13 protein-coding genes are annotated in these 18,473 nt (G+C 33.3%); 9 read left to right on the forward strand and 4 right to left on the reverse strand.

Annotation, left to right across the window (positions count from 1 at the left end):
- Positions 1 to 139: 139 nt before the first annotated feature.
- Positions 140 to 1,684: a hypothetical protein gene (locus tag N4T20_RS15535; protein WP_260670047.1), complete on the reverse strand. Its 1,545-nt coding sequence runs from the start codon at positions 1,682 to 1,684 to the stop codon at positions 140 to 142.
- A 155-nt stretch (positions 1,685 to 1,839) separates the two neighbouring features.
- Between N4T20_RS15535 and N4T20_RS15540 the strand changes: the two genes are divergently transcribed.
- From N4T20_RS15540 to acs, 7 genes are all read left to right on the forward strand, one after another.
- The gene (locus N4T20_RS15540) at positions 1,840 to 3,006 is read left to right on the forward strand and encodes a 2-isopropylmalate synthase (RefSeq protein ID WP_260670048.1); all 1,167 of its coding nucleotides are present in this window, start codon (positions 1,840 to 1,842) and stop codon (positions 3,004 to 3,006) included.
- 50 nt (positions 3,007 to 3,056) lie between these two features.
- Positions 3,057 to 4,175, forward strand: coding sequence for a 3-isopropylmalate dehydrogenase (gene leuB / locus N4T20_RS15545; protein WP_260670049.1), 1,119 nt, complete (start codon positions 3,057 to 3,059; stop codon positions 4,173 to 4,175).
- A gap of 270 nt (positions 4,176 to 4,445) precedes the next feature.
- Positions 4,446 to 6,119: a dihydroxy-acid dehydratase gene (gene ilvD / locus N4T20_RS15550; protein WP_260670050.1), complete on the forward strand. Its 1,674-nt coding sequence runs from the start codon at positions 4,446 to 4,448 to the stop codon at positions 6,117 to 6,119.
- 59 nt (positions 6,120 to 6,178) lie between these two features.
- Positions 6,179 to 7,867 (forward strand): biosynthetic-type acetolactate synthase large subunit, encoded by a 1,689-nt coding sequence (gene ilvB / locus N4T20_RS15555; RefSeq protein WP_260670051.1) that lies wholly within the window; start codon positions 6,179 to 6,181, stop codon positions 7,865 to 7,867.
- 88 nt (positions 7,868 to 7,955) lie between these two features.
- On the forward strand, positions 7,956 to 8,474 hold the full coding sequence (gene ilvN / locus N4T20_RS15560; protein ID WP_260670052.1) for an acetolactate synthase small subunit: 519 nt from the start codon (positions 7,956 to 7,958) through the stop codon (positions 8,472 to 8,474).
- Between the two features lie 64 nt (positions 8,475 to 8,538).
- Positions 8,539 to 10,008: a ketol-acid reductoisomerase gene (gene ilvC, locus N4T20_RS15565; protein ID WP_260670053.1), complete on the forward strand. Its 1,470-nt coding sequence runs from the start codon at positions 8,539 to 8,541 to the stop codon at positions 10,006 to 10,008.
- Positions 10,009 to 10,501: 493 nt separating this feature from the next.
- Positions 10,502 to 12,412: an acetate--CoA ligase gene (acs, locus tag N4T20_RS15570; RefSeq protein WP_260670054.1), complete on the forward strand. Its 1,911-nt coding sequence runs from the start codon at positions 10,502 to 10,504 to the stop codon at positions 12,410 to 12,412.
- Positions 12,413 to 12,470: 58 nt separating this feature from the next.
- Here acs and N4T20_RS15575 read toward each other — a convergent pair whose 3' ends face one another.
- From N4T20_RS15575 to N4T20_RS15585, 3 genes are all read right to left on the reverse strand, one after another.
- A complete protein-coding gene (locus tag N4T20_RS15575; RefSeq protein ID WP_260670055.1) occupies positions 12,471 to 12,863 on the reverse strand; it encodes a hypothetical protein in 393 nt (130 codons plus the stop codon).
- Positions 12,864 to 13,171: 308 nt separating this feature from the next.
- Positions 13,172 to 13,768: a 3'-5' exonuclease gene (locus tag N4T20_RS15580; RefSeq protein ID WP_260670056.1), complete on the reverse strand. Its 597-nt coding sequence runs from the start codon at positions 13,766 to 13,768 to the stop codon at positions 13,172 to 13,174.
- A 3-nt stretch (positions 13,769 to 13,771) separates the two neighbouring features.
- Complete coding sequence (locus tag N4T20_RS15585; protein ID WP_260670057.1) at positions 13,772 to 15,688, reverse strand: DUF294 nucleotidyltransferase-like domain-containing protein; 1,917 nt, start codon at positions 15,686 to 15,688, stop codon at positions 13,772 to 13,774.
- A 969-nt stretch (positions 15,689 to 16,657) separates the two neighbouring features.
- On the opposite strand from N4T20_RS15585, the gene N4T20_RS15590 reads away from it, so the two are divergent.
- Both N4T20_RS15590 and N4T20_RS15595 read left to right on the forward strand, forming a co-directional pair.
- The gene (locus N4T20_RS15590) at positions 16,658 to 16,984 is read left to right on the forward strand and encodes a hypothetical protein (protein WP_260670058.1); all 327 of its coding nucleotides are present in this window, start codon (positions 16,658 to 16,660) and stop codon (positions 16,982 to 16,984) included.
- Between the two features lie 293 nt (positions 16,985 to 17,277).
- A complete protein-coding gene (locus tag N4T20_RS15595; RefSeq protein ID WP_260670059.1) occupies positions 17,278 to 18,471 on the forward strand; it encodes a hypothetical protein in 1,194 nt (397 codons plus the stop codon).
- Positions 18,472 to 18,473 lie beyond the last annotated feature (2 nt).

Raw genomic sequence — 18,473 nt, forward strand, 5'->3', positions numbered from 1 at the left:
GTAAATGAACAAAGATAGGAGAATTACTATTCAATAATTTTTAGTGTGGCCCTTCGTTCCTCAGAATGACAAAAAGGGTTGAAAAACTTCATTTTTCAACCCTTTTTTATTGGAATTTGGAATTTCTTTATTAGAATTTTTAACGATTGTTAAGTTTCGCTTTCTCCTTAATTATATCAGCGATTTTTCTATTCTCAATTTTACTTTCCAGCCAAGAAATGATGTCAAGGTATAAGAAAGCCCTTTTTTCGTACGTATTCTTTTCAAGTTCTACAAAACGAGTATGCATTTTCTTGAACTCTTTTTTGATATCAGCAGGGTAGAAGTTGTTTAAGTTTCTTAAAAATTTGATGATTTCTTTTTGAACTTCGTGCAAGTCGTTCATTTTTAACAAGAACTTATAAGTGCTTTTTAAATGATTTTCCAAATAATAATCTTTTCCAAGCTCATAATGTGCAATGAGCGACAATAATCTGGCAAAACACATTAAATCCTCGCGCATCGTCAAGTTTTTATTGTTGATGATTTTATCTAAATAATTGATACACTCATTGTACTTTTCGTTACCAAAATAAATAGAAGCAATTTTATAGAAAAACAGCATCTCGTGGTGCTCATCAAGATGTTCGCTATGCAATTTAAGCTTGCTTAAAATCTCAGGAATCAAATATTCGCTTTCCGCGAAAGTGCCTTCTAAAATGTGTAGATTTAATTTGTTGTTGTACACATACAGAAAAGACAACGAAGCAAGATTGTCATTTGCAGGAAACTTTGGGTCTGCAATCGTTTCTTCCAAAAGATTCAAGTATTTTTTAAAATTCGATTTATACTTTAACATATAAAGCGATTCTAAGAAATAATGATTTCCTTTTAGAAAAAATACAGGATTAAGATAAATCATATTCGGATTATCATAGAAAAGCTGAACCCATTTATAGGCAAATTTATAACTCGCCAAGAAATCCTGCACTAGAAAGCTTCGCCAAAGATTGGCATTGTAAAACCAGTATTTTTCGCGGAAACCAAATTTGCTTTCGTCAAGTTTGGAAATATGCTTGTTAAAATAATCATCTATATATCGGTACTCTTCATCATTTTTTACGTAACCTGTTTTTAGCATGATTCCGTAAAGCTGAAGTGATAAATTGGACAATTTGCTCGAAATGGTATTTCTATAGTTCAATTCTTTGGCCTGAACAACCAATTCGTCGGCGCGTCCTTGAATACTTCGAGTGATATATTGCGATTCGATTAATTTTTCAAACTCCACAATTTCATACGCCATATATTTTTCATCATTTTCAAGAGCCTGCTGTTTTGTTTTGTCTAATATTTTTAAACTCTGTTTGTATAATCCTTTATTATAAAGAATAACAGCAAAATCCATTTGCTCACGAAGCTGATAACGAATATTCTGGCTTGGGATGTTTAATCTTATGCTAACTAGAATTTGCTTGTATAGGTATGATTTTAAGTTAGATAACTGTACTTTTTGGATAACACCGCTCTTTAGAATGAGTTTTTCATCGTAAACCTCAGATTTATCTAAAATATTGAATAATTCGATAAATTTTGTATTTGAACTCGTTTCTAATCGGCTTGCAAAAATTTTAAATTGCCTTTTTTCTGATTTCGAAAGTGATTTGATTAGAACAAATAAGAAATCTTTTTGATGGTTAGCCATTGTAAAAAATAATAATATAACTTATTGAATATAAGTTAGTTAGTATAGGATAAAACGTTTTATAAACAGTATAATTTAATGAAAATGAATTTCACACTGTAATAGTACAATATATATTTGTTATCAAGATGTGAAATTACATTAAATAAATGAATATGAATAGAGAGAAAGTTCAAATTTTTGACACCACATTGCGAGATGGTGAACAAGTTCCAGGATGTAAGTTAGATACTAAACAGAAATTAGTTATCGCAGAACGACTAGACAAAATGGGAGTTGACATTATCGAAGCAGGCTTTCCTGTGTCAAGTCCGGGCGATTTTTTATCGGTCTCTGAGATTTGTAAAATTGTAGAAAATGCAACCGTCTGCGGACTAACAAGAGCCGTAAAAAACGACATTGATGTTGCTGCAGCTGCTTTAAAGCACGCTAAGAAACCTAGAATCCATACTGGAATCGGAACTTCGGAATCTCATATACTCCACAAATTAAATACTACGCCTGAAGATATTATTGCAAGAGCAAAATATGCTGTATCACACGCTAAATCTTATGTAGAAGATGTAGAATTCTACGCAGAAGACGCAGGTAGAACAGATAATGCGTTCTTGGCTAAAGTTTGTGAAGAAGTTATCAAATCTGGAGCGACGGTATTGAATATTCCTGATACAACTGGATATTGCCTTCCAGAAGAATACGGAGCAAAAATTAAATACTTAAAAGAAAACGTAAAAGGAATCGAAAACGTAATCCTTTCATGCCACTGCCATAATGATTTAGGAATGGCAACTGCAAACTCAATCGCAGGAGCTATAAATGGAGCAAGACAAATTGAATGTACTATTAATGGTATTGGCGAAAGAGCTGGAAACACTGCACTTGAAGAAGTGGTAATGATTTTCAAACAGCATCCTTACTTAAATTTAGATACAAACATCAATACAAGAGAATTGAACGAAATGAGCCGTTTGGTTTCTGAAAGTATGGGAATGATTGTACAGCCAAATAAAGCAATCGTTGGAGCAAATGCTTTTGCGCACAGTTCTGGTATTCACCAAGATGGTGTGATTAAAAACAGAGCAACTTACGAGATCATGGATCCGCTAGATGTAGGTGTAAATGAATCTTCGATCATTTTAACGGCAAGAAGCGGAAGAGCAGCTTTGGCTTACCGCGCTAAAAAAGTAGGTTACGAATTGACAAAAACACAATTGGATATCGTTTACATCGAATTCTTAAAATTTGCTGACATTAAAAAAGAAGTTGTAGACGCAGATATCCACCAAATTATTGAAGCTTCTAAAATTGAAGTTAATATTTAAAAAATAAACTAGGAACAATAAGGATTTAAAGACATAAAGAGCGAGAGATTATGAATTTAAAAATTGCAGTTTTACCAGGAGATGGAATTGGACCTGAAGTAATATTACAGGCTAAAAAAGCTTTGTACGCCATTGGCGAAGTGTACAATCACGAATTTGTTTTTGAAGAAGCGCTGATGGGAGCGGTTGCTATCGATAAGACAGGAAACCCTTTGCCAGAGCAGACTCTGAATCTGTGCTTAAATACAGATGCAGTTTTACTCGGCGCGATTGGAGATCCTAAGTACGATAATAACCCAAATGCAAAAGTCCGTCCCGAGCAAGGTTTGCTGAAACTGCGTAAAGAACTTGGTTTGTTTGCAAATATTCGTCCTATAAAACCTTATAAGGCCTTAATTGAAGCTTCTCCTTTAAAAAGAGAGATTATCGAAGGAGCAGATTTTACCATTTTTAGAGAATTAACGGGTGGTGCTTATTTCGGAACAAAAACACTTAATGAAGAAGGGACACACGCTTCAGATTTATGTGAATATTCAGAAGAAGAAATCACGAGAATTGCACATTTAGCTTTTAAAGCGGCACAAAAACGACGCAAAAAGCTAACGATGGTTGATAAAGCAAATGTTTTGGAAACTTCAAGATTGTGGAGAAAAGTAGTTCAGAAAGTGAGCGAAGAGTATTCAGATGTTAAACTTGATTTTTTATTTGTTGACAATGCGGCAATGCAGTTAATCTTAAATCCGAAACAATTTGATGTGATTTTGACAGAGAACTTGTTTGGAGATATTTTATCTGATGAAGCCAGTGTAATTACAGGTTCGATTGGTTTATTGCCATCAGTTTCTTTAGGAGAAAAAAATGCTTTGTTTGAGCCAATTCACGGATCATACCCGCAAGCAAAAGGAAAAAACATTGCCAATCCGATCGCTTCGATTTTAGCTGCAGCTCTTCTGTTAGAGCATTTCGGATTAACTAAAGAAGCTCACGTAATCTATAAAGCGGTAGAAAAAGCAATTGAATACAAAGTAGTTACAGTTGATTTGAAACCAGATTCAAAATTTGGAACCAACGAAGTAGGAGAGTTCGTTTCTAATTTTATTTTTAGCAAAGATGATTTGCTGTATTTCAATAATGACAATGTAAGTATTGGGCAATCTACAATTGTTTAATATTTTTTGTTAAAATGTGAAGATAATAACAAGAAGTATCGGAAATGTTGAGATTTTATTTTTTTAGTTCCAGAAGTTTCTTTACTTTTGTCACACTAAAAAAATAAAAGATGCAAATCTCAATTATTATTACTTCTGTCGTTGTTGTCAATGTGATTCACACATCTGCATCGGGAATGTTATAAATATAATTGAAAGACTATATTACAAACCTTCCAAATACTGGAAGGTTTTTTTTTGAATAAAAAATTAAAAAAAAATAAAACTATAATGGAATTAAATAAGTACAGCAAGACCATCACACAAGATCAAACACAGCCAGCGGCGCAAGCGATGTTGTACGGAATTGGTTTAACTGAAGAAGATTTAAAGAAAGCACAAGTTGGTATTGTGAGCATGGGTTACGATGGTAACACGTGTAATATGCACTTGAACGATTTAGCAAAAGATGTTAAAAAAGGTGTTTGGGATGCAGATCTTGTCGGACTTATTTTTAATACCATTGGTGTCAGTGACGGTATTTCGAACGGAACTGAAGGTATGCGCTATTCGCTAGTTTCTCGTGATGTAATCGCAGATTCTATTGAAACTGTTGCTGGAGCACAATGGTATGACAGTATTATAGCTATTCCTGGTTGTGATAAAAATATGCCTGGAGCATTAATTGCAATGGGAAGATTGAATCGCCCGTCAATGATGATTTACGGTGGCTCTATCCACTCTGGAAAATGGAAAGGAGAGTCTTTAAACATCGTTTCTGCTTTTGAAGCATTAGGAAAAAAAGTAAAAGGCGAAATTACTCCAGAAGATTTTAAAGGTGTTATTCAAAATGCTTGTCCAGGAGCAGGTGCTTGCGGTGGTATGTATACTGCAAACACAATGTCTTCTGCAATTGAAGCATTAGGAATGAGTTTGCCATACAGCTCTTCTAACCCTGCTTTAAGCCAAGAAAAAAGAGACGAATGTCTTGAAGCTGGAAAAGCAATCAAAATATTATTAGAAAAAGATATTAAGCCAAGAGACATTATGACTCGTAAGGCTTTTGAAAACGCTATTACAATTGTAGCCGTTTTAGGTGGTTCTACAAATGCTGTTATGCACTTAATTGCAATGGCTCACTCGGTTGGAATTACAATCACATTAGATGATTTCCAGGCGATTAACGATAGAACACCAGTGTTGGCAGATATGAAGCCAAGCGGTAAATATATGATGGAAGACATTCACGAAGTTGGAGGTATTCCAGCAGTTATGAAATATTTACTGAAAGTGGGACTTATCCACGGAGACTGTTTAACAGTAACAGGTAAAACAGTTGCTGAAAACTTAGCTTCAACTCCAGATTTACAAGATGGGCAAGAAGTGATTCATGAAATTCAAAAAGCATTAAAACCAACAGGTAACATTCAGGTTTTATACGGAAATCTTGCTTCTGAAGGTGCTGTAGCAAAAATCAGTGGAAAAGAAGGAGAATATTTCGAAGGGCCAGCTGTTGTATTTGAAGGCGAATTTGAAGTAATTCCAGGTCTTCAAGCCGGAAAAATTAAACCAGGTAATGTAGTCGTCATCAGAGGTTGTGGACCAAAAGGTGGTCCGGGAATGCCTGAAATGCTGAAGCCTACATCTGCTATTATCGGTGCTGGATTAGGAAGCAGTTGTGCACTAATTACAGACGGCAGATTCTCGGGCGGTTCGCACGGTTTCGTGGTAGGTCACGTTACACCAGAAGCATATGACGGTGGTGGTATTGCATTAGTAAAAGACGGTGATTTAATTGCTATCGATGCTGTGAAAAATACAATCGACCTGAAGATATCTGACGAAGAATTTGCAGCAAGAAAAGCGGCATGGGTTCAGCCGGCTTTAAAAGTTGACAGAGGGGTTTTACTTAAATACGCTAAATCGGTTTCGAGCGCATCAACAGGATGTGTAACCGATAAATAATTATAAAAAAAATCAAAAATCAGTTTCAAAAGCATTGAAATTGATAAAAACAATATACTATGAAAATATCAGGGGCAGAAGCCGTTATAAGATGTTTATTAGCAGAAGGAGTAGATTTAATTTATGGTTACCCAGGTGGTGCGATAATGCCAGTTTACGACGAATTATATAAATTTCAAGATCAGTTGCACCACGTTTTAGTGCGTCACGAACAAGGTGCTACTCATGCAGCTCAAGGCTATGCGAGAGCTACAGGAAAAGTAGGAGTGGCAATAGCTACTTCGGGACCGGGAGCAACAAATTTAGTTACTGGTATTGCAGATGCTCAAATCGATTCAACGCCTTTAGTTTGTATAACAGGACAGGTGGGAAGACATTTATTAGGATCTGATGCATTTCAGGAAACAGATATTATCGGGATTTCAACTCCGGTTACAAAATGGAATTTTCAAGTAACTGAAGCTTCGCAGATTCCTGAAATTATTGCAAAAGCATTTTACATTGCTCGTTCTGGTCGTCCAGGACCAGTTTTGGTTGATATTACTAAAAACGCTCAGTTTGATGAGTTAGATTTTAGTTATGAAAAATGTACTGGAATCAGAAGTTATATTCCAGTTCCAAAATTAAATTTAGATAAAGTTGCCGAAGCAGCAGCTTTAATCAATAGTGCAAAAAAACCGCTTATTGTTTTTGGTCAGGGAATTATCTTAGGCCAGGCCGAAGCTGAATTTAAAGCAGTAGTTGAAAAAGCTGGAATTCCAGCTGCTTGGACAATCTTAGGATTGTCAGCTTTGCCAACAGATCATCCTTTGAATGTAGGTATGCTTGGAATGCACGGAAATTATGCGCCAAATTTATTGACAAATGAGTGCGATGTTTTAATTGCTTTCGGAATGCGTTTTGACGACCGTGTTACAGGTAAATTAAGCACTTATGCAAAACAAGCAAAAGTAGTTCACTTTGAAATTGATCCTGCTGAGATTGATAAAAACGTTAAAACGGAAATCGCTGTTTTAGGAGACGTAAAAGAATCTTTAGCCGCTTTATTGCCACTTCTTGATGCTAAATCTCACGATTTATGGCATAATGAATTTAAAGAATTAAGTAAGGTTGAATACGATTCTGTAATAAAAGAAGAATTAAACCCGACAAACGGTAAAGGAATTTCGATGGGAGAAACTATCGAAATGATCAACAAACACTCAAAAGGAGATGCCATTATCGTTTCAGATGTTGGACAGCACCAGATGTTTGCCTGCCGTTACGCAAAATTCAATTCAACAAAAAGTAATATTACTTCTGGCGGATTGGGTACAATGGGATTCGCATTGCCTGCTGCGATTGGAGCGAAAATGGGAAAACCAGAACGCGAAGTAGTAGCGATTATTGGTGATGGAGGTTTCCAGATGACAATACAGGAGCTTGGGACAATCTTCCAAACGGAGGTTCCGGTAAAAATTGTGGTTTTAAACAACGAATTCTTAGGAATGGTTCGCCAATGGCAAGAATTATTCTTTGATAACAGATATGCTTCAACAAGAATGATTAATCCAAATTTCATTGCAATTGCTGAAGGGTATCATATCAAATCTAAAAAAGTTACACAGCGAGAAGATTTGGACGCAGCGGTCGCTGAGATGCTGGCTTCAAAAGATTCATACTTCTTGGAAGTTGTAGTCGAAAAAGAAAACAACGTTTTCCCAATGATTCCAACGGGAGCTTGTGTGTCAGAAATTAGATTAAGCTAAAAAAAGTTTCATGTTTTAAGTTTCAGGTTTTACGTTCTCAGCAGAACTTGAAGCGTGAAACTTGAAACAAAAAAAAACTAAAAAACAAATGGAAGATAAAACATTTACCATATCGGTATACTCAGAAAATAACGTGGGTTTGTTAAACAGAATATCAGGGATATTCTTAAAGCGTCACATTAATATATTAAGTTTAAATGTTTCAGAATCAGAAATAGAGAATGTTTCAAGGTTTATCATTGTAGTTAATACAACAGAAAAATGGGTTCAGAATATCGTGGGACAAATCGAAAAACAGATTGAGGTTATAAAAGCATTTTATCATACAGATGAAGAGACTATTTTCTTAGAAAATGCTTTGTTTAAAATCGCTTCAAGTTTGTTGTTTGACGAGAAGCAAATTCAGAATATCATCAAAGAGAGCCAGTCTACAATTGTAACAGTTTCTCGCGATTTCTTTGTGATTTCAAAATCAGGAAGACGTTCTGAAATAGAAGAATTATACCAAAAGTTCAAACCATACGGAATTATGCAGTTTGTACGTTCGGGAAGAATATCGGTTTCTAAGCAAAAAATGGAAATTTCTTCATTATTGGAAACCTTCTAAATAATAAAATCTTAGTTATATATAATCAATATTAAATTTCATTTCATTAAATATTAAAACAAAAATGGCAAATTATTTCAATACATTACCACTTAGATTACAATTAGAACAATTAGGAGTTTGCGAATTTATGGAGCAATCAGAATTTGCAGACGGAATTGCAGCATTAGCTGGAAAAAAAGTTGTAATTGTTGGTTGTGGAGCACAAGGTTTGAATCAAGGTTTAAACATGAGAGATTCTGGTTTAGACATTTCTTATGCATTGCGCGCAGATGCAATCGCAGAAAAAAGAGCTTCTTATAAAAATGCAACTGAAAATGGTTTCACTGTAGGAACTTATGAAGAATTGATTCCAACAGCAGATTTAGTTTGCAACCTTACACCAGACAAACAGCACACAGCGGTAGTGACTGCTATTATGCCATTAATGAAACAAGGTTCTACTTTGGCTTATTCTCACGGATTCAACATCGTAGAAGAAGGAATGCAGATTCGTAAAGACATCACTGTTATTATGTGTGCTCCTAAATGTCCAGGTTCTGAGGTGCGTGAAGAGTACAAAAGAGGATTTGGAGTTCCAACTCTTATCGCTGTTCACCCAGAGAATGATCCAAACGGATTTGGTTTAGATCAGGCAAAAGCTTATGCTGTTGCTACAGGAGGACACAGAGCAGGAGTTTTAAGATCATCTTTCGTGGCTGAAGTAAAATCAGATTTAATGGGTGAGCAGACAATTCTTTGCGGATTATTGCAAACTGGATCTATTTTATGTTTCGATAAAATGGTTGAAAAAGGAATCGATCCTGCTTACGCATCTAAATTAATCCAATACGGATGGGAAACTATCACTGAAGCTTTGAAACACGGTGGTATTACAAATATGATGGATCGTTTAAATAATCCTTCAAAAATTGAAGCTTACGAATTGGCTGAAGAATTGAAAGATATCATGCGTCCATTATTCCAAAAACACCAAGATGACATCATTTCTGGAGAATTCTCAAGAACTATGATGATTGACTGGGCAAATGACGATGTGAATTTATTAAAATGGAGAGCTGCAACAGGAGAAACGAACTTCGAAAAAACAGCTCCGCAAGAAGCTCCAATCTCAGAGCAAGAATATTTTGATAACGGAGTGTTAATGATTGCAATGGTAAAAGCTGGTGTTGAATTGGCTTTTGAAACAATGACTGAAGCTGGAATCATTGAAGAATCTGCTTATTATGAGTCATTGCACGAATTGCCATTGATTGCAAACACGATTGCAAGAAAGAAATTATTCGAAATGAACCGTGTAATTTCTGATACTGCTGAATACGGATGTTATTTATTTGATCACGCTTGTAAGCCATTATTGACTGAATTCATGAAAAAAGTTGAAACTAATATTATTGGTAAGCCATTTTCAACTTCAAACGGAGTAGATAATACTGTATTGATTGCTGTAAACAAAGAAATCCGTCAGCATCCTATTGAAGAAGTAGGAGCTTGGTTGAGAGAGTCTATGACAGCAATGAAAAAAATTGGATAATAATTTGGGAACTCCGCAGAATCCGATTCTGCGGAATTTGCACTGTATCAATGATTTGTAATATTTTGAATTAGTAAGCACTTATTAAGATAATAGATATAGATGCATATTGCATTCACTTAACTTCTGTGAGAGTGAGTTAAGTGAAAGCGGATCCCTAAAATGGGGTATATTTTGAAAAAAATGTACTTGTTGAAATTTCTATTTTAATTAATAAAGATGCTGCTATTTTCAAAATAGAGAAAGTATTGTAATTCTATAATTACGAAATTAATTGTTATTGAAATTGTTAAAAACAAAAAGGCGTGGTAATTATTTGCTGCGCCTTTTTTGTAATATGCTTTTTAATGTAAAAAAGTGTTTTTTTGTATTAAATGCAATAAAAAGAGATATTTTTTTTAATATGTGTTTTTATTTGCTAAAATTTATAAATTAAATAATTTTAAGAATACAGTGAGATTTAATACATTTATAAAAAAAATTCCAAAAACATATGAGTTATTATAAAATTGAAAATTTAGAACAATATTTTAAACATTACAATAAGTCAATAAGGGAACCGAGAAAATTTTGGGGCAAAATTGCCGAAGAGAATTTTACTTGGTACCAGCAATGGGAAAAAGTAGTTGATTTTAATATGGCCGATGCTGAAGTAAAATGGTTTACAGATGCTAAAGTAAATATTACTAAAAACTGTATAGATAGACATTTAAGCAAAAGAGGCGAAAAAACGGCTATTATTTTTGAACCGAACGATCCGTCTGAAGAAGCTTTGCATATAACATATAACGAATTATACGAACGCGTTTCAAAAATGGCCAATGTTTTGCGCGAGCAGGGCGTGCGTAAAGGAGATAGAGTTTGTATTTATTTGCCAATGATTCCAGAATTGGCAGTTGCTGTTTTGGCTTGCGCTAGAATAGGGGCTATACATTCTGTTGTTTTTGCTGGATTTTCTGCTTCTGCAGTTTCAGCAAGAATTAATGACTGCGAGTGTAAGATGGTCATTACATCAGACGGAGGTTATAGAGGAAATAAAACAATTGATTTAAAAGGAATTGTAGACGAAGCTCTAGAAACTTGTCCTTCTGTAACAAAAGTTTTGGTTGCAAAAAGAACTAATACTGAAGTTAAAATGAAAGATGGCCGTGATATTTGGTTGCAGCCATTATTAGATGCCGCTCTTGATAACAGTGTTGCTGAAATTATGGACGCTGAAGATCCGTTGTTTATTTTATATACTTCTGGATCAACAGGAAAACCAAAAGGAATGGTTCATACTACGGCTGGTTACATGGTTTATACAGCCTATACTTTTAAAAATGTTTTCAACTACGAAGACAATGATATTTTTTGGTGTACAGCAGATATCGGATGGATCACAGGTCACTCTTATATATTGTACGGACCATTATTAAATGGAGCTACAACTGTTATTTTTGAAGGAGTTCCTTCGTACCCAGATTTTAGCCGTTTTTGGGACATTATCGAAAAACATAAAATTACACAATTCTATACTGCTCCAACAGCAATCCGTTCGTTGGCAAAAGAAAGTTTAGATTATATTCAAAAATACCCTCTTAAGTCTCTTAAAGTTATTGGATCTGTTGGAGAGCCAATCAACGAAGAGGCTTGGCACTGGTTTAACGATCACGTTGGAGACAAGAGATGTCCTGTTGTTGATACTTGGTGGCAGACAGAAACCGGAGGAATCATGATTTCGCCAATCGCTTTTGTAACGCCAACAAAACCAACTTATGCTACATTGCCGTTGCCAGGAATCCAGCCTGTTTTAATGGATGAAAAGCGCAATGAAATTGAAGGAAATCAAGTAGTTGGAAGTTTGTGCATAAAATTCCCATGGCCTGGAATCGCCAGAACTATCTGGGGAGATCACCAGCGCTATAAAGACACTTATTTCTCTGCTTTCCCTGGAAAATATTTTACAGGAGACGGAGCCTTAAGAGACGAAGTTGGTTACTACAGAATTACAGGTCGAGTAGATGACGTGGTAATTGTTTCTGGTCATAATCTTGGAACTGCGCCAATTGAAGATGCTATCAACGAACACCCAGCTGTAGCAGAATCTGCTATTGTTGGATTTCCACATGACATTAAAGGAAATGCATTATATGGTTATGTAATTCTGAAAGAAACTGGAGAAGTTAGAGATAGAACGAATTTGAGTAAAGAGATTAATCAATATATTTCTGATCATATTGGACCAATTGCAAAATTGGATAAAATTCAGTTTGTTTCTGGTTTGCCAAAAACTCGTTCAGGAAAAATCATGCGTAGAATTTTACGTAAAATAGCTGAAGGGGATAATTCTAATTTTGGAGATACTTCAACATTATTAAATCCAGAAATTGTGGATGAAATTATTAAAGGTAAAATTTCTTAACTGAAAATATAAATCTAAAAAAGCCTCTTAATTTTTTTAAGAGGCTTTTTTATCGTAATTATTGTATGCTTTTTAAACCTGCATCGTTCAAAAAAAGGAGCTGTTGCATATTGCTTAAGTTAGTAAGCGACAGAATTCCATTTTTATTTTCGTTAATTCCATTTATTCTAAAACAAAACTCATTTCCGTCTTTATCTCGTAAAGTTATAAACTCAGCCGTATCGTCCGAAAAGTTCTGACAACTGTTAGAAACCGTATATTTGTACATTACGCTCATCTTGTCGTTGTTGTAATTATAAACTTTTCCATCTTGGGTAAAAACCCATTTTATACTTCGGTTGGTTTTGGAATACCAATTTCCTAAAATACGTTTAGATGAAGGATCTTGGTCTTGTGCAAAAATTGCTGAAACATAAAATAGCAATGGCACAACAAATAATAGCTTTTTCATAGAGTTTTAATTTTAAAAAGAATTTAGCACTATTATATTTTAAAGATATAATTTATTATAAAATTACGATTTTGATTAATTTGAAAAATCAATGAACTTGTAATTTTCTGTTAATTCTTACAAGTAGAAGAATAGATAAGAGAGGCGAAAAGGATGGATTTCTGTCTAAGCCTAAGAGAAGCAAAATATTTTTTTTTCCTTCTGAGAGTTTTACAAATAAAATAAATTTTAGAAATATTCAGTCATAAAAAAAAGCTATCCTTTTGAGACAGCTTTTTTTCATGACTTTGATTAGAATTTTAAAAAAATTATTTAATTCCTAATCTAGATTTTAGCTTTAAGAAGAGAAGCCCAATTCTATATGCATCTTCAGAAGAAGAATTTCTATCGCTTTTTGGAATTTTATAAATACCGCATAAATCATCTAGAGAAAATTGTTTGTCATTGATATCAGTCAATTTTCTGTACATGACATCTACGTCAAGAGCTTCGTTTTTTAGACGGCCGCAATCTAGACGTTCTAAAGCTGCATTTAGCATCTCAATATCAAAATTGATATGATGTCCAACTAAAATTGAATTGCCTATAAAATTCACAAAGGCCTCAAGCGCATCAGGCTCAGGCATCTTCATCATTTTACTTTCAATGATAAATTCATTTGACAGTCCGTTGTCCTGAAGGTATTTATATTGCAATAAAACTGTTTCGAAATTTTCTTTAATAACAATGCTATCATCAATAACAGAAAAGGCTCCAAGCGATAATATAACATCCTTATCCGGATTTAAGCCAGAAGTTTCAGTTGATAGGACAACAAACTTATTAGGTTTAGTTTCGAATTTAGTTAAATACTCTTTCCAGAAGTCTGGATAGTCTTTATTGATATTTTTTAGCCAGTCTAGCATATTTTATGAGAATTGCGTCAATTGAAATTTACTTTTAATAAGCTCCTCCAGATCTTTCATTGGGGACAATGCATTTTTTAATTTCTCTTTGTCAGATTTTGACATTTCTCTTAGATTAATATATTGGCCAGAGTCGTCATTTTTTAATCCTTCAACAGTTCTAAATTTAGAAAGGGTTAAGAATGCTTCTGCACAGCTTAAATATATTTCGGCATTTTTAGAATCTGTAATTGCTAATTGTTTAAATCTTAAATAAGTATTCTGAATTCCTTTTATGTTGGCATTTAATATTAGTAAACGAGCACCGTCAATTAATGGCATCAAAGCTCTTGTCTTAATGTCAAATTTATCTTTGTTAGGGCCGTCTTCTTCGGTTACAAATTTTTTGAAGAAAGTTAAAGGAGAATTTCTTTTTAATGCATCATTTCCTAAAAAGTCAAAAAACAAAGTATTGTTAACGGCATTTTTAAAGATAACGCTTTCTATAGCTTCTTCGATTTTTGGCTCTCCAAAAACAATTTCGTAATCAAAGAAAATACTGCTCAAATCATTGCTGTTTTCACCTGGAGTATTCATCCAGCTGTTATACTGTTTTGTCCAGTCGCTCAATGATTTACACCAAAGCATATTGCTCGCCATATGTCCGTTTGGACAATAATCGTAGCCTACTTTTTCCAATATAGAAGTTGCGCGTTTTGCCAATCTTAAGAAATAGTCTTTTACTTCTCTATATTTCTCAGGAGTAACATCTTCAAAAATCAAGATACTGTCCTGATCTGTAAGCAATAATTGTTCCTTACGCCCTTGACTCCCAATGCTTAACCATGCAAAACGTGCAGGAGGGGAGCCTAAATCTAAAATTGCTAATTCTACAGCTCTTTTAATGATAGCGAGATTAATCTCACTTGCAATATTGCTAACATGAGATATTGGAATATTCTTTTGAATTGAATTCTGTATTAAATCTGATAGACGATCGCGTATTTGCTTTAAATCTTTTGGAAGCTGCGAACGCTTAATCTCTTTGATTAAAACACCAGGGTTACTAGCTTGAGCTACAATAAGATCGTGTTCTGAAATAATTCCTTTTACAACAGATTTGCTAGTCCCGTCTTTGGTAACGCATAAGTGGGTTACGTTATGTTTTAGCATTAGCAATTGCGCCTCTGCCAATGAAACATTTTCTAAAACCGTCACAACCGGAGAGGACATAATTTTGTCGATAGTTTCTGTAATAGGATAGCGGCCTGTTGCAATTTTTGACGATAAATCAGCGTTGGTCACAATACCGATTGGATGGTTTTTTTCACCGCAAATTATGATATTATCTACCATAGCATCTGTCATCAAAATGGCTACATCTTTAATTATAGAGTTTGCCTGAGTAGTTAGAGGCGAATTATTGTAGTTAAGTGACTGAATGTATTGCATTTCAGTCTGCTGATCAATATAATCGCTGTCAGAGATCAATTTGCCATTCGAGCTCATACTGTCTTTAGTATGACGAGAATTTACAGCAAAACTCTCCAGCAGAAAGTTTAAAACGTCAGAATTATTGGCTACAAATGGTCTGAAAACAGCGATTGGAATAGCATAAATAATACTTTCCTCGCGCGCTTTAGCAGTCATCATATAGTTGTTTTTAGCAAAAAACGGACGCAAACCAAAAATATCTCCCTCATGACATTTATTGATAATAGTCTCCTCAGCGTCAGCAATTGTGGTAAGATTAATGACACCAGAAGCTACAACATAAAAACTTTCATGAAGCGGATCGTTATTTTGAAATAATACCGCATGCTTTTCTAAATTAATGACACGAATATTCGTAGCAATGTCAGATAATTCTTGAAAAGTTAAATTATCAAACGGTTTGTATTCTTTTAAAAAATCTGCAATATGTTCAGCAACTGTATTCATATATCTGATAATTTATTTTTTAAAGTATCGAATGTAAAAATAGTAAAATAAAGTCTTACTTCGAAAGTATCTTTAGCAGAAACTATTTATTTTAAGGAAATGTTAAAAGTTAATGCCAATAAGGGTTATAAATGTATTGTGTTTTAAAAAACAAGTTAAATAAACTTTTTGAAGCAAGCCTCATAATTTTTCAATATTTGATAATTTTTTAATCTAAAAACATATATTTATGACCGATTTGAATTCTAAGAAGATTTTTCAAATTAATCCATAATTTGTGAAGCCAATTTTTCAATATTTGAAAATATTTTGATTTCAAAATCATTTAACGCATTTATGATTGATTTGAATTCAAGGAAGATTTACGGAGTTATCAATATCTCAAGCTAGCTAATTTTTCAATATTTGATTTAAAAAAAAATAAATATCATACAGCGCATTTATACGAGATTTAAAATTTGGCTTAGCGAAATAAAACTATCATTTATTTAAAGAGTGAACATCTAATAAATAAGTAGGGCGTATAAATTTTCGATAAAAGAAAATATTTCAAACAAAAAGACGTACAGCTCATTTATAGAGTGGTTTTTAAAATATTCTATTTTACATAATATAAATTATAGTTCATTTGTGGTATAACTAATTAACATATACCACATGGCCTTAAAACGAACATCTTTAGAGAATTACACTCTATTACTTGTAGAATTAAACAAAATGCGTCACACAAATTTCAATGCTAAAACATTCTTGAAAAAGATGCGCCCCTTTTGCAAAACTTCACACTTAAAGTTTAAAACATTATTTCTAAGAATCCGTGGTTCAAATATAGGAATTACAATTAAAGTTTGTACGGATTGCTTTATAGTAACTCAATCTTTTTGTGTTCATGAATTTATTTTTTATTGTAATTCTATGAAAACCCTGATTTCAAAACTTCTTAAACATAATCTGCTAATACCTTAATATATGTCTGAAATTCTAAAATTAATTCAAAAAAGAGAAAATTTAATCTTTGAATTAGCCAGTTTAAACTTTGATTTGAATGAATATTCAAAAAATCCTGTGGAAACTGTAGACTTAATTGGCTTAAAATATCAGCATGATTTTTTAATTAGAGAAATTCAACAGATTGCGCAAAAAATAAATGTTTTGTCTAATTCTCAGATAATCCATTATAAAACTAAGTTCTTAGAATTTGAAAAGAAAATTTCAGAAGCAATTTCTAAAAAGCAGTTTACTGTCAATGATTTACCAAAGAATCATTATTCGCTGTGGCAAAACGTAACCTCTTAAATAAATAATTTATGGAAGTAAAAATTTATAGAAAACTTCATTACGAAGTATTGAAAGATATAGCGACTGAGAATCTGTGCTTTTTGAAATTTAAATACAAATCATATACTCAGGATGGTAAATTGTTTTACTGCTATGAAATTAAAACCATAGGTCTCCCCCAATATATTAAAGATACATTTTTCGCCTTTTTAGATTGGGTTAAAAATGAATCAAAGAAATATTAGTTCAAAATTTTTCTCGTTGCCGTTGGGTATAACGGCAACTAACTCACTCAAAACCTACTAAAAACAATGATTTCATATAGAGAAAGGCATCAAGCCCAAACAAAATTCAAAAACAATAATTTAAAACCTACTCTTATAAATATAGACTACTTAATTATCAATTTAGAGGGTCAACCGTTTGGAGAATTTCCTGAACATTCAAAGTTTCGCTTAAAACCTTATGAATACGGAACTAAGATTTTTGAGATTAGAGCAGACTTATATTATGAAGATTTAAAAATCGGTATTTACACAGCAAAACCACGTTCTGCAATTATGAGCGAACAATTTGCACAGCTTCAATTTGAAAACAATCTATTTTATACATTATCTAACGACGCTTTAAAAGGTGTCATAAATGCTTTTTGCGATGAAACGAACTACTTATTTAAGTCTGTTAATAGACTGGATATATGTCTTGACAAGTCTGATATCAACAATTCTTACCGTAATTTATATAGTAATGTGGTTGCAGGTAACTACCTTATTTCAGGGCGTCCGAAAAATTTACAAAGCTATTTTGAAACGTACAAAGGAAAATCAATACTTAACGGTTTCCAAATAGGAAAAAGAACATCCGACAAAATAATTCGATGTTATAACAAAACGCTGTCTTTGCAATTAACTGAAAAGCCATATATAAACGAATATTACGCAAATAATGGTTTGAAAAATGAGAATGTTTGGCGTTTTGAATATCAGTTAAATTCAGCGTTTTTTAGAGGGTTAAACGAACATTCGAAAGGAAATGTAAATATCAGTCAAGCAATGACTTGGGGTGTTTTTGATAAAGCTAACCTTTATGAATTATTGAAGATTGCAAATAAAGGATTTTTTGAACTTCGTGAGAATACTGGTAAAAGCCAAATCAATAAAGAAAAGCAAATAGTTTTGTTTGATTTTGATTTTTTGCAATCTCAAATTACCAAGTTCAATCCTATAATTAAACGCTTGAAAAAGGTTGTTCTTTCTTCTACAACCATTAAAAAACGTCTTGCAAAATCTCTATTTAGAGAATATTACGCAAACAATCAGGATATATCTTATATCGTTGCTCTAAATCTTTTACTTGAAGATTTAGACATGATTACTGAAAAACCACTTATAAATTGGTTCAGAAACAAATTACATTTCTATATGCATGAGTTTAGAACAAAGGAAAAATTAGTAAATGATTTTGACTTTGAATTATTCCACGAACACCAACTTTTATTTTTATAAGC

It is taken from the genome of Flavobacterium sp. TR2 (assembly GCF_025252405.1).
In the GTDB taxonomy this organism is placed as follows: domain Bacteria; phylum Bacteroidota; class Bacteroidia; order Flavobacteriales; family Flavobacteriaceae; genus Flavobacterium.

Coding starts and splice junctions, on each gene's coding strand:
- N4T20_RS15535 (WP_260670047.1), bottom strand. CDS start 1,684: ATGGCTAACCATCAAAAAGATTTCTTATTTGTTCTAATCAAATCACTT.
- N4T20_RS15540 (WP_260670048.1), top strand. CDS start 1,840: ATGAATAGAGAGAAAGTTCAAATTTTTGACACCACATTGCGAGATGGT.
- leuB (WP_260670049.1), top strand. CDS start 3,057: ATGAATTTAAAAATTGCAGTTTTACCAGGAGATGGAATTGGACCTGAA.
- ilvD (WP_260670050.1), top strand. CDS start 4,446: ATGGAATTAAATAAGTACAGCAAGACCATCACACAAGATCAAACACAG.
- ilvB (WP_260670051.1), top strand. CDS start 6,179: ATGAAAATATCAGGGGCAGAAGCCGTTATAAGATGTTTATTAGCAGAA.
- ilvN (WP_260670052.1), top strand. CDS start 7,956: ATGGAAGATAAAACATTTACCATATCGGTATACTCAGAAAATAACGTG.
- ilvC (WP_260670053.1), top strand. CDS start 8,539: ATGGCAAATTATTTCAATACATTACCACTTAGATTACAATTAGAACAA.
- acs (WP_260670054.1), top strand. CDS start 10,502: ATGAGTTATTATAAAATTGAAAATTTAGAACAATATTTTAAACATTAC.
- N4T20_RS15575 (WP_260670055.1), bottom strand. CDS start 12,863: ATGAAAAAGCTATTATTTGTTGTGCCATTGCTATTTTATGTTTCAGCA.
- N4T20_RS15580 (WP_260670056.1), bottom strand. CDS start 13,768: ATGCTAGACTGGCTAAAAAATATCAATAAAGACTATCCAGACTTCTGG.
- N4T20_RS15585 (WP_260670057.1), bottom strand. CDS start 15,688: ATGAATACAGTTGCTGAACATATTGCAGATTTTTTAAAAGAATACAAA.
- N4T20_RS15590 (WP_260670058.1), top strand. CDS start 16,658: ATGTCTGAAATTCTAAAATTAATTCAAAAAAGAGAAAATTTAATCTTT.
- N4T20_RS15595 (WP_260670059.1), top strand. CDS start 17,278: ATGATTTCATATAGAGAAAGGCATCAAGCCCAAACAAAATTCAAAAAC.